The sequence below is a fragment of the Streptomyces buecherae genome, from assembly GCF_014295035.1.
Classification (GTDB): Bacteria; Actinomycetota; Actinomycetes; order Streptomycetales; family Streptomycetaceae; genus Streptomyces; species Streptomyces youssoufiensis.
Genome location: NZ_CP060404.1, coordinates 7,749,817 through 7,765,295, shown reverse-complemented (window position 1 = coordinate 7,765,295; position 15,479 = coordinate 7,749,817). Strand labels below are relative to the sequence as shown.

At 72.9% G+C, this 15,479-nt stretch carries 4 protein-coding genes; all 4 read right to left on the bottom strand.

From position 1 onward, the window contains the following. Nucleotides 1–66: 66 nt before the first annotated feature. The 4 genes from H7H31_RS30870 to H7H31_RS30855 are packed head-to-tail and all read right to left on the bottom strand — an operon-like array spanning nt 67 to nt 15,477. Nucleotides 67–828, bottom strand: a complete 762-nt coding sequence (locus H7H31_RS30870) for a polyketide synthase (RefSeq protein ID WP_176165846.1) — start codon at nt 826–828, stop codon at nt 67–69. Next, nucleotides 825–2,090, bottom strand: a complete 1,266-nt coding sequence (locus tag H7H31_RS30865) for a hydroxymethylglutaryl-CoA synthase family protein (protein WP_187064537.1) — start codon at nt 2,088–2,090, stop codon at nt 825–827. Before H7H31_RS30865 ends, H7H31_RS30870 begins: the two co-directional genes overlap by 4 nt. Before the next feature lie 47 nt (nt 2,091–2,137). Further along, on the bottom strand, nt 2,138–7,060 hold the full coding sequence (locus tag H7H31_RS30860; protein WP_187064536.1) for a type I polyketide synthase: 4,923 nt from the start codon (nt 7,058–7,060) through the stop codon (nt 2,138–2,140). Further along, on the bottom strand, nt 7,057–15,477 hold the full coding sequence (locus H7H31_RS30855) for an SDR family NAD(P)-dependent oxidoreductase (protein WP_187064535.1): 8,421 nt from the start codon (nt 15,475–15,477) through the stop codon (nt 7,057–7,059). The genes H7H31_RS30860 and H7H31_RS30855 overlap by 4 nt, the downstream gene beginning before the upstream one ends. Between the last annotated feature and the right edge of the window lie 2 nt (nt 15,478–15,479).

The window sequence follows — 15,479 nt, the reverse complement described above, 5'->3', positions numbered from 1 at the left end:
CGTGCCGCTGGCGCGGCTGGGCTGACGTGCCGCTGGCGCGGCGGGTTGGCGTGCCACCGGGTGTGGCTAGGCGCCGTAGCGGCTCAGGAGGAGTTCCTTGACCTCGGGCTGGTGGAAGGTGACCTCGTGCATCGCCAGTTCCTGCTCGATCACCGCGGGGAGCTGCTCGCGCAACTCCCGTACGAGGTGCTCCTTGAGCAGGACCAGGGAGCGCCGCGGCTTCTCGGCCAGGCTCTCGGCCAGTTCCAGAGCCGCCGCGAGGACGTCCTTGCGGGGCCGCACCGGGTAGGGCACGCCCCGCTCGGCCAACTCCGCGCCCCGGAAGGTGCGGCCGGTGAGCAGGAACTCCTGGGCCAGGGCCAGGCCCAGCTTCGCGGGGAAGACGCGGGTCGACCCGAAGCCGGGAGTGAAACCGTACTTCATGAAGTTCGCGGTGTAGATGCTCTCCCTCGACAAGATCACGAAGTCCGCGAACAGGCCCATGGACAGGCCGCCGCCGATGGCGTGGCCCTGCATGGCGGAGATGACCGGGATCGGGCATTCCAGCGGCAGCGAGTACGCGTTGGGCGTCCCCTCGTCCTTGGCCTGGAAGGTGGACTCCCCCGCGTGGATGTCGAGGAGGACCTCGCGGGTGCCGCCCGAGCAGAAGAAGCTGCCGTAGCCGGTGAGGATGACCGCCTTGTACCGTTCGTCGGCCTGTACCCGCGTGAACGCCCGCCCGAGGCCGGCGAGCAGGTCGCCGGTGAAGGTGTTCTTGTTCTCCTGGTCGGCCATCGTGATCTGGGCGACCCCGGGGCGGGGTTCGGTCACGGTGACGACATCGGTCACACCCACTCGTACTCCCGGTGGAACTCGTTGACGCGCTTGAGGAACAGGCGGCCCGTGCCCGAGACGGTGTCAAGGACCTCGGGGATCAGGTCGAGTCGCAGCTCCACGTTGCGGGTGCCGAACTCGATGACCTCGTTCTCCTTGGTCAGCCGCAGGTACTGCTCGATGCTCAGCTCGTACCGGTCGTCGAGCACCTTTCCGGTGCCCATCGCCCGCACCCGCTCCTGACTGTCCTGGGTGACGACACCGCTGTAGAACTCGGAGCAGCAGCCGGAGCCGTAGGAGAAGATGCCCACCCGCTTGGGTGTGCTGAAGTCGCCGTGGGCGATGGTGCCGAGCAGGTTGAGGAAGACGGTGCCGCCGAAGACGTTGCCCACCCGCTGGCAGTAAGAGAGGCCGGGCAGTACGCGGCGTTCGAAGTCGGCCTCGATGGCGGGGTTCTTCGCCTTGCACATGCGGCGCATCATCGTGCGGTGCGCGCCCTTGACCATGCCGCCGAAGGGGGTGTGGAAGGAGAGGTAGTCGAAGGTGGCGGCGTAGTCGACGTCCTCGACCTTGTCGGCGTACGCGCGGTAGGCCGCCTCGCAGCAGTCCAGGTAGGACATGAGCGACAGGTCGGCGTTGCCGGCCTCGCTGTCCGGCACGGGCCGGCAGGTGTCCATCACCTCGTACCCGTAGTAGCCGTTGGCGCCGACGTCCACGCTGAAGACGTGCGGGGTGTCGCTGACCAGGATGGCCATCGCCCCGGCGCCGCCGCTGGGCTCGGCGAACGACCAGTCCTCCTGGAGCGCCTCGCCGCCCTCGGTGGCCTTGAAGCGGGAGATGTCGGTGGTCACCACCAGGCCCTTGGCCCCCGGGGAGACCTGGGAGAGGACGAAGTTGACGGCGTTCTGGAAGCCGGCGGTCCCCGCGTAGCAGGCGTTCTTCACCTCGAACAGCCGGCAGCCGCGGTTCAGGCCCAGGTAGTCGTGCACGTAGGTGCTGAGCGACTTGCCGAAGTCGATGCCGGACTCGGTGCAGGTGATCAGGACCTCGATGCGGTCCCGCTCCTCCTGGCTGAGCGCGTCCACGATCGGCTTGGCGGCGTTGACCGCGAAGGAGACCGGGTCCTCGAAGGGCAGGGCCACCGACTTCTCGTGCATGAGCAGGTTGGCGAACCGCTCGTTGTCCAACCCCCGGTACTCGGCCAGGGTCTGTACGTCGAGGTAGGCCGAGCCGCCGTAGAAGTTGATGGCCTCGATGCCGGCCGCGCGGGGTTGCATAGTGTCTCTCCTCGTGTTCATGGTCCCGTCCCCGTACAACCCGCCGCTCACGACCGGCCCACCGCGCTCAGCAGTTCCTGCCGGATGATGGCCAGCAGGCGGTCCTGGGACTGGTGCGCGTCGATGAACTGGTGGTCGCCGGCCATGGTGTGCAGCAGGAAGGGGCCGGTGGTCAGCCCCTCCCACAGCTTGGTCTCCTCCGAGGCCACCCAGTCGTCCACGCCGTGGAAGGCCGTGATGGGGGCGGAGAAGGTCTCCTCGGGGTCGTAGGTGTAGCGGTCGATGAGGCTGCACGCCGCCAGCAACTGCGGCAGCGTCGCCCGCGTCTCCACCTCGCCGTAGCTCCAGGCGTCCCCGTACGCGCGGACCACGACCTCGACGGCCTCGGGGTCGTGCCGGATCTCGTCGTAGGTGGGGATACGCTTCATGCCGTTCTTCGCCAACTCGTCCAGGATGTCCTGGATGCTGGGGTTGGGCCCGCTCGGCGCGGCGAAGCCCGAGACGAACGTCTTGACCAGGCGGGCGTCCGGGTTCAGGCCGAGTCGGTGGGCCAGTCGGAAGGAGAACAGCGCGCCCCAGCTGTGCCCGAAGGTGGCGCAGGGGAGGTCGAGCAGCTTCGGGTCGATGACGCGCTCCATGGTCCGCATGAAGGCGTCGAGGTCGGACGGGGCCCGCTCGTCCAGCCGCTTGGTGTCCATCCCCGGCAGCTTGATCGCGCACACGTCGATCTCCGGGCCGAGGTGGTCGCGCCAGTCGTCGAACAGGTCGGCGTCGCGGTAGCCGTTGGGGAAGCAGAACAGGCGCACCCTGGCGTCGGGGTTCGGCTCGTAGCGGTGCACCCAGTGCGCCGGGGAGAGGTCGTCCTCGTACGGCTTGGTCTGGGTGGCGCGCAGTCCGCTGCCGCCGGGGAGCAGGTCCGTCAGGCCCTGCGCGAGGCCGCGCAGGGTGTCGCTCTGGACCATGTCGGCGAAGGAGATGTCGACGGACAGCAGGGTGCCGGTCTTGTGGAAGAAGCGCAGGCCGGTCATGGAGTCCAGGCCGAAGTCGCTCATCGGCTGGTCCGGGTCGACCTCGTCCGGCTCCATCTCCAGGATGTGCGCGAGCAGCCGGCTCAGGTACTCCAGGACCATCTCCTGCTTGCGCTCGGCGTTCGCGTAGCCGTAGCGCTGGAGGAAGTCCCGGTCCTCGCCCTCCTTGTCCAGCGTCGCGGCGTCCATCATCGCCTTGAGTTCGCCGAGCTTCTTCTCGTCGAACTCCTTGAGCCGGATGTGCCCGACCGAGGCCACGGTCGTGCCCGAGCCGTCCACGAGCCGGATGCTGCCGGTGATCTCCCCTCGCTCCGCGTCGTAGTCGGGGACGGCCACGCTGGCGAACAGCCCCTCGGCCGAGGAGCTGGGCCGCAGGAGCACCTCGTCCATCTCGGCGACCATGTACTTGCGCCCGCTCGGGGTGCGGTCGACGGCCACGTAGTTGCAGGTCTGGGCGCAACTGTCGAGGACGCCGGGGTGGAAGCCGAGGGCGTACGCGCGGCGCGCGGTCGCTCCCTCGGGCGCCGCGAAACCGACGAGCACCTCGCTCTGACCGCGCCACCAGGCCCCGTCGACGTAGCGCACGGCCGGGCCGAAGTAGAAGCCGCGGTCCTGCTCCAGCGGCTCGTAGAACTCCTCGCGGGGCACGTGGCGGTCGCTGGCGCGCTGGGCGGCGGCGATGTCCAGCGGCGCGGCGTCGGCCACCTCGTCCGCGGGGCCCACGACGCCGTGCACGTTCAGGCTCCACTGCGCGGCGCCGGCCTCCTTGCTGTGGAACTGGAAGTCGAACGAGCCGTCGCCGTCGTCGCGCGGGTCGAGGACGAGCAGGACCTCCTTGGTCTCCTCGGCGAAGACCATGATGGGGGCCGTGAACCGCATGTCACGCACCCGGCACAGCCGGCCCGGGTGTCGCTCGGCCAGCACGGCCCGCAGCATCTCCAGGTAGTAACCCACGTGGACGACACCGGAGTTGTCCACCAGCTCGGGGAAGTTCTGGTGGGCGAAGGTGTACAGGTACTGCTTCTGCCGAACCGGCAGCCCCAGCTCCTCGCCGCGCAGCCCCTCGCGGCTGAGCCGCCCGCCCAGCCGGCCGGTCAGCTCGGCCGACTCCCGGTCGGCGCCGGAGTGGGCCAGCCAGTGGCGGGTCGGTTCGAAGGGGTAGTTGGGCAGCATCAGCTTGCGCCGGCCCTGGCCCGCGTAGTGGTCCCGCCAGTGCAGCGACGAGCCCAGGCAGGAGAGCCGGGCCAGCGCGCGCAGCAGCGTCTCCAGCGCGGGGCCCGCGTCGGTCAGCCGCAGCACGACGACGTCATCGCGCTGGAGGACCTCGGCGTCGCGGGGCGCGCCCAGCTCGACGAAGAAGCGGTAGCCCTGGTCGTACAGCTCCCGCAGGCCCTCGTCGTAGCGGATCGGCGCGGTCAGGGCGTGGTCGCGGAAGTCGGCGCGCAGCGCCTCGGGGTTGTGGCTGGTGGTCAGGGTGTGCGGCGACTGGTAGCGGCTGTCGGGCTGCTGGTACGCGGCGTCGCGTACGGTGCGCTGCCAGCTCTCCGCCCGGCCCTGGTAGGCGGCGGAGGGCCAGGTGCCCTCCCGCTCCTGGGTGATCTCGGCGCCGGCGGCGGCCAGCGCGTCGGTGACCTGGGCGAGCGCCGCGGGGGCGCCGGAGAGCACCCGCTCGTTCGGCCCGTACACGGCCGACAGGTGGGCCTGGCCCTGCCAGTCGCGCAGCACGCCCTCGAACGCCTCGCGCTCCAGGCGCACCCGGGCGAAGGCCACCGGCTCGGCCGATGCGCGCGCCCGCTCCAGCGCCAGGTGGTGGCCGACCGCGGCCTCCAGGTCGAGCACGCCGGAGACGACGGCCGCGACCAGGGACCCGGTGCGCTCGCCGAAGGTGATCTCGGGCAGCACGCCGTAGGAGGCGAGCAGCTCGCACAGGGCGTACTCGGCCGCGAACAGCCACGCCTGCCGGGCCTGTTCGGTGGCGGGCTCGGCCCCCTCGGTGGTGAGGGCCGCGAGCTGTGGGCCGCAGGCGGCGTCGAAGTGCGCCAGGCACTCGGCGAGCGCGGAGCGGAAGACGGGGAAGTCGGCCGCGAGCGCGCGGGCCACCTCGAAGGTGTGTCCCGCGTCGCCGTGGAAGAGGAAGGCCAGTTTGGGCTGGATCTTCTCGTCGGTCTGCGCGGCGAAGGCCCGGCCGCCCGCGTGCGGGGTGAACAGGGTGCGCTTGGCGTTCCAACGGTCCCGGCCGTGGCTGCTGCCGAGGATGACCGAGGTGTCGGAGTACAGCGTCCCCTGCACCTCGTACGCGGCGAGCACGGCGCCGAAGCTTTCGCGCAGCTCCGCCACGGTGGTGCCGAGGAAGACGGCGCGGTGGGTGAACGCGGTGCGGCAGGCGTTGGCCGTGTAGCACAGGTCCTCGACCGGGACGTCGGGGTGGCTGGCGAGGTACGCGTCGAAGCCGCGGATCTGGCGGACCAGCTTCTCCTCGTCGGTGGCGCTCAGCGTCAGCAGCGAGGAGGCGAGCCGGGGGCGGGCCGGCTGGCCGGCCGCACCGGACGCCGGCGCCTGGGGCGCCTCGGAGAGGATCAGGTGGGCGTTGGTGCCGCTGAAGCCGAAGGAGCTGATAGCGGCGTGCCGCGGCCGGTCGGGGTCGGCCGGCCAGTCGCGGACGGAGCGCGGGAAGTCGAAGGACTCCCTGAGCGGTTCCAGGCGCGGGTTCAGCTCGGTCAGCCCGGCGATGGGCGGGATCTGGCCGTGGTGCAGGCACAGCACGGTCTTGATGAGGCTGGCGATGCCGGCGCCGGCCTCCAGGTGGCCGATGTTCGCCTTGACCGCGCCCAGCGTCAGGCGGCGGGAGGGGTGGCCGTACACGTGGTGGATGGCGTCGATCTCGATCGGGTCGCCGAGCAGGGTGCCGGTTCCGTGCGTCTCCAGGTAGTCGACGGCCTCGGGGGCGACGCCGGCGTTGTGCAGCGCCCGGGCGAGCACGGCCTTCTGGGCCTGGCCGTTGGGCATGGTCAGGCCGCTGCTCTCGCCGTCGTTGTTGATGGCGCCGCCACGGATCACGGCGTAGACGGTGTCGCCGTCGCGCTGGGCGTCCGAGAGCCGCTTGAGCACGACCATGCCGATGCCCTCGCCTCGCCCGTAGCCGTCCGCCGAGGCGTCGAAGGGCTTGGACCTGCCGTCGGCCGCCAGGGCGTTCATCATGCACAGCGAGGACATGACGCCCGGCGAGAGCATCATGTTCACGCCGCCGGCCAGCGCCGTGTCGCACTCCCCGCGGCGCAGCGCGTCGACGGCCAACTGGGGGCCGACCAGCGACGAGGAGCAGGCGGTGTCGACGGAGAGCGCGGGGCCGTTCCAGCCGAACGCGTACGAGACGCGACCGGAGGCGATGCTGGAGGTGGTGCCGGTGCCGATGTACTCGTTGACGTCGGCGGAGTCGCGTACGAGCTGGGCGTACTCGGAGTTGCTGGAGATGCCGATGAACACGCCCGTGGAGCTGCCGCGCATCTCCTCCGGGTGTTGGCCGGCGTTCTCCAGCGCCTCCCAGGACACCTCCAGCAACTGCCGCTGCTGGGGGTCCATCGCGTTGGCTTCCAGCGGGGAGATCTTGAAGAACCGGGCGTCGAAGGCCGCCACGTCCCGCGCCAGGAAGTTGCTCTGCCGGATGTACATCTTGCCGGGCTTGCCCGGCGTCGGGTCGTAGTGGTCCTGGACGGGCCAGCGGTCGTCGGGAACGTCGCGGACGCCGACGCCGGCCTCCCGTACGAAGTCCCAGAACCGTTCGGGTGTGTCACACCCACCGGGGAAGCGGCAGGCCAGGCCGACCACGGCGACGGGTTCCCGACCCGCCTCGCGGCTCCTGGCCAACTGGCGGCGCAGGTTCTGGATCGTCAGGACTGACTGTTTCAGTACCTCGGTGGTGCTGCTCTTCGCCTGCTCACTCATGAAACATCCAGCCCCTCGTTCTCACTCAGCTCGATTTCCTTCCGCAGCAGGGCGACGAGGTCGTCCTCGCCCATGCCGTCCAGGTCGGACGACGCGGCGTCCAGGCCCTCCGGGTCGTCCACGCCCGCCAGGCCGTCCAGGCCGTCCAGGCCGGTGGAGGCCGGTGCCTGGTCGGCGCAGGCCGCGCCGGCCGCCGGCTCGGCGCCCTCCTCGGTCGGCGCTCCGACCGGCAGCGTGGCCTCGATCTCCCGCGTCGGGACGCCCAGCATGCGGGTGATCTTCGCGATGTCGCCCTTGACCGTGACGACCTGCGGGTGGTCCAGGCCGACCCCGGTACGCAGCGCCTGCCAGCCCTCGGGGCCCTCCAGGACGACGGTGCCCAGCGTGTTGCGCATCCAGGTCAGGATCGTCTCGCTGGTCTCCATGCCGCCGGTGCGCCAGAACGACCAGTTCAGCGAGAGCGTGTGCCCCGGGCGCTCACCGCGCTCGCACTGCTTCGCGCGGTACTCGGCGAAGGCGTCCAGGTAGCTGTTGGCGAAGCAGTAGTCGCTCTGCCCGAAGTTGCCCAGGACCGCCGCCAGCGAGGAGAACATCACGAAGAGTTCCAGGGGCTCGTCCCGCAGCGCCTCGTCCAGGTACCGGGTGCCGAACACCTTGGCCCTGAAGACCTCCGCCATCTCCTCGGGGCGCTTGTTCTGGAGCGAACCGTCCCGCAGCGCGCCGGCCGAGTGGATCAGGCCGGTGATCGGCCCGAACCGTCCGCGCACCTCGGCGACCAGGTCCGCGACCGCCCGCCGGTCGCCGATGTCGGCCCGCAGGTAGACGGCCTCGCCGCCGTCCCGGCCCCAGGAGGCGAGTTCGGCCAGCTTCTCGGCGTCCGCCGCGCGGCGGCCGACCAGGACGACCCTGGCCCGGTGCTCCTCGCTGAGGTAGCGGGCGAAGAGGCCGGCCAGGCCGCCGGGGCCACCGGTGATCAGGTAGACGCCGCCGGCGGTGAACCGGGGCTTGGCGGCTTCGATCTCGCCGGCGGGCACCGGGTGGAAGCAGCGGGTCCAGCGGCGGGTGCCGCTGTGCCGCAGCTCCACGTCCGCGTCGTCGTGGCCGAACTCGGCCATCAGCGCGGCGGCCATCCGGGCCCGGCTGAGGTTGGCGCGGGTGAACTCGACCGTCTTGTAGACCAGCAGCGGGCTCTCCATGCGGGCGGCGCGCGCGAAGCCGCCGATGCCCTGGCTCTCCGGCGCCGCCGCCCCGCCGCGCGAGGCGTACGCGTACACCAGGCGCACCCGCTGCCCCGGCAGCTTGGCCAGCACGGCCTGGCTGAGGGCGGTCAGGGCGTAGACGCCCTGGTGCAGGCCGGCCTCGATGCGGTCCGGGTCGGCGTCGGAGCCGGCGGCCGACCAGTGGTGGATGATCCGGTCCACGGTCAGGTCGCGCTCGGCCAGCGCCGCGAGCAGGCGCTCGTAGCCGTCCCGCTCCAGCGGGTCGAGTTCGAACTCGTCCGGGCCGACGGCGCGGAACCCGCGCTCGCCCGGGCGGACGAGGACCACGTGCTCGGGGCGCTCGTCGGCCGGCAGGCCCAGCAGGGCGGTGCGCAGCTTCTCGCCGGTGTCCAGGAGCACGACCGTGCCCCCGGCCTGGCGCGCCGCGCTGGCGTGGGTCTCGGCCCAGTCCCGGGTGAACAGCCACACGGGCGCGTCCGTGTCCTCGGCGGCCTGGGGCGCGGGGGACGGCTCGCCGGCCACCTGTCCGCCGGCCTGGTCAAGCAGGTCCAGGAGGTAGGCGGCCACGTCGTTGATCGTCGGGTAGTTGAAGATGAGTTGCAGGTCCAGGCTCTGCCCGAAGAGGCGCTCCAGCAGGTTGTGCATCTGCGTGGACGTGATGGAGTCCATGCCCAGCTCGAAGAAGCCTCGGTCGGTCTCGGGGAGCCGGCCGTCGGCGAAGCCGAGCAGGCCGGCGACCCGGCGCTGGAGGTAGCCCGCCATCAGCTCCAGGCGCTCGCCCCGGAACGCCTCGGCCAGTTGGCCCAGGAACGCGTGGTCCACGCCGCCGGGCTCCGCGTCGGCCGTGGCCGGCGGCGCGGCGGCCGGCTCGGTCGCGGTGACCCGTACCGCGCCCTCGTACAGCCAGTGGGTGTCCCGCTCGAAGGGGTAGCCGGGCAGCGGCACGCGGCGGCCCGGGCGTCCGCGCCAGGCGGCCTCGAAGTCCACGTCGGCGCCGTCGAGCCACTGCCGGCCCGCCTCGTCGAGCCGCTCGCGCGCCGCGTCGGCCCGCCCGTCGGCCACGAAGCCCTTCAACTGGGCGGCGAGGTCGGCGTGGTCGGTGGCCGAGAAGGCGACGCGGTGTCGCTGGGGTCGGCGGCCGGTCTGGAGCGTGTACGCCACGTCGGCCAGGTCGGGCCGCGCGTCCGGCGCCGCCCCGTCCAGGTGGGCGTGGAGCGCGGCGGCGTAGCGCACCAGCGCCTCGGGGGTGCGGGCGGACAGCGGCACCAGGTGCGGGCCGCTGGTCGCCGGCGCGGGGTGCGGCCGGCCGGTGTACTCCTCCAGGACCAGGTGGACGTTGACGCCGCCCACCCCGAAGGAGCTGACGCCTGCGCGTCGCGGCTGGCCCTGCGGGGGCTGCCAGGGCTCGGCCTCCAACTGGACCCGGAACGGCGTGCGGTCGAAGTCGATCTCCGGGTTGAGGCGCTCGGAGTTGAGCCGGCTGGGGAACAGCCGCCCCTCGCGCATCTGCAGCAGGACCTTGGTGACCTGGGAGATGCCGGCGGCGGCCTCCAGGTGCCCGATGTTGGACTTGACCGAGCCGATGGCGCAGTGCCGACCGTCGTCGGGGAAGCCGTCGAACGCGGTGGCCAGCGCCTCGATCTCGATGCTGTCGCCGAGTGAGGTGCCGGTGCCGTGCGCCTCCAGGTAGCTGACGCCGCCCGGCTCCACGCCGGCCCTGGCCAGGGCGGCGCGGACCACCTCGGCTTGGGCGACCGGGTTGGGCACGGTGTAGCCGTTGGTCTTGCCGCCGTGGTTGACGGCGGTGCCCTTGATGACGCCGTAGACGTGGTCGCCGTCGGCCTCGGCCTGGGCGAGCGGCTTGAGGAGTACGGCGCCCACGCCCTCGCCGGGCACGTAGCCGTTGCCGCCCTCGCCGAAGCTCTTGCAGTGGCCGTCGGCGGAGAGGAAGTTGAACATGCCAAGGGTCAGGTACTTGCTGGGGTGCAGGCTCAGGTTGACGCCGCCGGCGATGGCGACCTCGGCCTCCCCGTGCCGCAGCGCCTCGCAGGCCAGGTGGATGGCGTACAGCGAGGAGGAGCAGGCGGTGTCCACGACCAGGCTGGGGCCGCGCAGGTTCAGCAGGTAGGAGACGCGGTTGGCCACCGAGTACAACTGCGAGTCGATGGGCACGTCCTTGCCGGCGGCCAGGTCCGCCGCGCCGTACAGCCCGTACTCGTTGAACGTGACGCCGGCGAAGACGGCCACGTTGCCGCGCCGGTCGCCGGCCTCCGGGTCGGCCAGGGACTCGGGGGTGTGGCCCGCGTCCTCCAGGCAGTGCCAGACGGCCTGGAGGAACAGCCGCTCCTGCGGGTCCATGTAGGCGGCGGCGCCGGGCGAGAGGTTGAAGAAGCCCGGGTCGAAGGCGAGCGCGTCGTCGAGGAAGCCGCCCCAGCGGCAGTCCACGTCCGGGAAGTCGCGGTGGTCCCAGCGCTCGGCCGGGATCTCGGTGATGGCGTCCCGGCCGGCGGCCAGGTTGGCCGCGAACTCCGCGAGCGTCGGCGCCTGCGGATAGCGCCCGCTGAGGCCGATGACGGCGATGTCCCCGGAGCCGGCCGCCGCGACGCCGGCCGGCACGGGCGGTGCGGCGGGCGCCGGCGAGAGCGGGGCCGGTGTGGTGGCCACGGCGGCCGGCGCGCCCAGCTCCCGCGCGGCGCTGGTGGTCGCCAGGTGGCGGGCCAGGGACTCCAGGTCCTTGTACGTGAACAGCAACGACGTGGGCAGCGGGCCGTAGTGCGCCTCAAGCGCCCGGTTGAGCTGGGTGATGCGCACGGAGTCGACGCCGTAGTCCTCGAACGTCGCGTGCGCCTTCAGCCGGCCGACGGGGATCTTGAGCACCTCGGAGAAGCGGCGCTTGACGTCCGCCAGGACGACGGCGTGCAGTTCGTCGCCGCTCAGCGGCGCGGCCACAGGCGCGGCGGCCGGCGCGGGGCGCGGGGCCGCGGGCAGCGCCGGCGCCGTGGCCGGGACCGCGACCGGCCCGCCGGACGCGGCGGCCAGCGCCGTGGCGGGCACCAGCGGGTCGTCCGGACCGACCGGGATCACCCAGTGCGTCTCGCGGGCGAACGGGTAGGTCGGCAGCGGCAGCCGGCGGCGCCGCTGGGCCTGCCACAGCGGCGCCCAGTCGGCGTCGGCGCCCATGACCCACATCTCGGCGGTCTCGTCGAGCCGTCCCTCGGCGAGGAGTTGGCGGGTGTACTTCTGGGTGACGTCGTGCCTAAGGAGCGAGTGCAGCCGGCGGTCGTGGTCCTCGGTCGAGCCGCTCCACACGCCGGGCGCGTCCGCGCGGCCCTCCAGGTAGGCGCGCAGCCCCTGGCGCAGCTCGGCCAGGTCGCCGGCGCGCACGGCCAGCCGCTCGGCCATCGCCGCGCGCCCGGTCTGCAGCGTGTACGCCAGGTCGGCCAGGGAGAGCGCCGGCGCGACGGCCGGCCGCGCGGCGGGCTCGGGCGTCTGCCGCGCGCCGTACAGGTCGGCCAGGTGGGCCGCGGTGCGGGCGACGGTGGGTTGCTCGTGCAGCACCTCGGTCGGGAAGCTGAGCCCCAGTCGCTCCTGCAGGCGCTCGTGGCAGGCGACCAACTCGTAGGTGCCCAGGCCCTGGTCGGCGTACGGCTCGTCGTCGGCGACGTCGGCGGGGCGCAGGCCAAGGGCGTGGGCCACCGCGGCCCGGGTCTCCTCGCGCACCGCGTCGGGCGTCAGGGCCGTGGGGGTCTCGGTCGCCGGCCTGGCGGCCGGGGCCGGGTCGGCCTGCCGGTCGAGATGGCTCAGGAGTCGCTGGGCGGCGGCCCGCAGCCCGTCCCGCTGCTGCGCTGAGAGCACGAAGAGGTGCTCGCGGGGCGCGTCGTCCGTGTCCGCCGACTGGGCCGGGGGCTCCTCGACGACGAGGTGGGCGTTGGTGCCGCCCGCGCCGAAGGCGCTGATGCCGGCCCGGCGCGGCAGGGCGCGGCCGTCCGGGCCCACCGGCGCCTGCCAGTCCTCAAGTGCGCGTTGGACGGTGAAGGGCGTCTCGGGGAAGTCGATGAGCGGGTTCAGGGGCGTGGTGTGCAACGAGGGGACGAGTTGTCGGTGCCGCATCTGGAGGATGACCTTGGTCAGCGCCGCGATGCCGGCCGCCGACTCCAGGTGGCCGATGTTCGACTTGACCGAGCCGATCGCGCAGAACTGCTGGTCCTGGGTGGCCCGTCGGTACGCCTTGGTCAGCCCGGTGATCTCGATGGGGTCGCCGAGCGACGTGCCGGTGCCGTGTGCCTCGACGTAGGAGACGGACCGCGGGTCCACGTCCGCCCGGGCGAGCGCCTCGCCGATCACCTCGGCCTGCGCCTGCGGGTTGGGCACGGAGTAGCCGCTGGTCCGGCCGCCGGCGTTGACGGCCGAGCCCTTGATGACGGCGTGCACGTGGTCGCCGTCGGCGAGGGCCTGGCGCAGCGGCTTGAGCAGCACGGCGCCGACGCCCTCGCCGGGTACGTATCCGTCGCCGCCCTCGCCGAAGGCGCGGCAGCGGCCGTCGCTGGAGAGGAAACCGCCCTGGCCCAACTGGATGTACTTGGCCGGGTGGGACATCACGTTGACGCCGCCGGCCAGGGCCAGTTCGCACTCGCCGCTACGGATGGCGGTGCACGCCTGGTGGATGGCGACCAGCGAGGACGAGCACATGGTGTCGACCGTCATGCTCGGGCCGTGGAAGTCGAAGAAGTACGAGACGCGGTTGGCGACCGAGGCGTACGAGGAGTTGCCGTTGAGCCAGCCGCCGTGCTTGTCGGTGGCCAGGAGTTGGTAGAGGCCGAACATGACGCCGGCGTAGACGCCGACCTTCTTGCCGGCGAGCGCGTCGGGCGCGTACCCGGCGTCCTCGATGGTCTGGTAGGAGGTCTCCAGGAACAGGCGCTCCTGCGGGTCGAGGAACTCGGCCTCGACCGGCGGGATGTTGAAGAACAGCGGGTCGAAGAGTTCCACGCCGTCCAGGAAGCCGCCCCACCGGCTGTAGGTGGTGCCGGGCCTGCCGCGCTCCGGGGCGTAGAGGGCGCTGTGGTCCCAGCGGCGGCGCGGGACCTCGGTGACGCTGTCGGTGCCGGTGCGCAGGTTCTCCCAGAAGGCGTCGAGGTCTTCGGCGCCCGGGTAGCGGCCGGCCAGGCCGATGATGGCGATGTCCTGCTGGGCGGTGTCCTGCTGGACGGCCCCCCGCTGGGTGGTCTCCCGCTGGGCGGCGGGCCGCGACGCGACGGGGTGAGGCCGCTCGGCCACGGGGTGTTCGGCCGCCGGGTGACCGGCCACCGGCGGTTCGGCCACGGGCTGTTCGGCCCGGCCGCGCGCCTGGAGCAGGGCCCACTTGCCGGACAGCGCCTTGGCCGGCGCCACGGGTGCGGCGGGCTCGGGGGCGGCGGCCGAGGCCGGGTGCGGCGCGGGCTCGGCGGGGGCCGCCGCGGTCAGCCCGAAGTGGGCGCGGAGCTGGGGTGCCCTGGTGCGTACGAGGTGGTCGGTGAGCTCGTTGACGCTGTCGTACTCGAAGAACAGCGTCTTGGCGAGCGGGCCCAGGTCCTCCTCCAGTTCCTGGGTCATCCCGATGATGAGGATGGACTCGACGCCGTAGCGGCCGAACGAGGTGTCCGGCCTGATCTCGGAGGTGGGCAGCTTGGTGTAGCGGGAGACCAGGCGCACCAGGTGGTCGCGGGTCCGGCCGCGCAGCACCGGGTCGGCCTCCTCGGCGGCTGCGACGGGCGCCGGGGCCGCTTGCCGGGCGCTGACCTGCGGGGCCTGCGGGCCGCGCTCCAGCGCCTCCCAGGTGCGTGGCTCGCCCTTGACGACCACGACCTGCGGGGCGTCGCTGGTCAGCGCGGTGAAGAAGGCGTCGACGCCCTCGCCTGCGGTCAGCGGGTGCAGGCCCAGTTCGTCCCTGGCCCGCTCCTCGGCGCCGTCCGCCGCGTGCATGGCGCCCACGCCCTGCCACAGTGGCCAGCCGATGGCCAGGCTCCGGCCGGAGCGCAGCCCGCGCCGGCGCAGCGCCTCGCGCCGGTGCGCGTACTGGTCGAGATAGGCGTTGGCGAAGCCGTAGTCGGCCTGACCGAGGTTGCCGAGCGTGCCGGCCAGCGAGGAGAAGAGTACGAAGAAGTCGAGCGGCTCGTCGCGCAGCGCGGCGTCGAGCAGGGCCGTGCCGCGGACCTTGGCGGCGAGCACGGCCGCCGCCTCCTCGTGGGTCTTCTTCAGCAGGAACGAGTCCTGGATGACGCCCGCCGAGTGCACGACGCCGGACAGCGGCCCGAACGCGCTGCGGGCCTGGCTCACCAGCGTCGCCACGCCGTCGGCCGAGCTGACGTCGGCCTGGACGTACTGCGCCTGCGTGCCGCCGCTGGCCAACTGGGCCAGGGCGGCGCGGCCCCGCTCGTCCAGCGGGCGGCGCCCGCTGAGCACCAGGCGCACCGGCGCGCGCCGGGCGAGTTCGCGGGCGAAGATGAGGCCGAGCCCGCCGAGCCCGCCGGTGATCAGGTACGTGGCGCCGGGGCGCACCGGTCCGGGCCCCGCGGTCGCGAGCGGCGGCGCGGGAAGCGCGGCGAGGCCGCGTACGGTGCGGTGTTCGCCTTCGTAGCGGACCTGCGCCGCCTCGCGCGGCCGGTCGAACTCCGCGAGCAGCGTGGCGGCGGCGTCGTCCGCCGAGCGCGGGGTGAGGGCGACGCTGCGGTAGTCGAAGGTGGGCTTCTCCAGGGCGACGACGCGGGCGAAGGCGCCGACGGCGACGTGCCGGGGGCTCGCGCCGTCGGCGCCGTCGGTGCCCTCGGTGAAGGCGTGCACGAGCCGCACGTCGTGGTCGGGCCGCGCGCGCAGCAGGGCCTGGGTCAGCTCGTGCAGCAGGAAGTACTCCCGCTCGGCGGCGTGCGCGACCTCGACCTCACCGGCGTCCTCGGCCGGGGCGGGCCCGTGCCAGATCAGGATGCGGCCCGGCAGCGGGTGCGTGCGCAGCGCCGGCACCAGTTGGTCGGCCGTGCGCACCACGTGCAGCGTGGCGCCGGCGTCGTGGCGGGCCACCGCTCGGCGCAGGGCCTGCTCGGCGTCCTCTCGCGCGGTGAGGGCCAGGATGTGGCCGCTCGCGCGGGGGGCGTCGGCCCGCGCGGGGTGCGCGGCGCGGGTGGGCTGCCACTGGGGGGTCCAGTACCGGACGTGCTCGGTCATTT

Coding starts and splice junctions, on each gene's coding strand:
- H7H31_RS30865 (WP_187064537.1), bottom strand. CDS start 2,090: ATGCAACCCCGCGCGGCCGGCATCGAGGCCATCAACTTCTACGGCGGC.
- H7H31_RS30860 (WP_187064536.1), bottom strand. CDS start 7,060: ATGAGTGAGCAGGCGAAGAGCAGCACCACCGAGGTACTGAAACAGTCA.
- H7H31_RS30855 (WP_187064535.1), bottom strand. CDS start 15,477: ATGACCGAGCACGTCCGGTACTGGACCCCCCAGTGGCAGCCCACCCGC.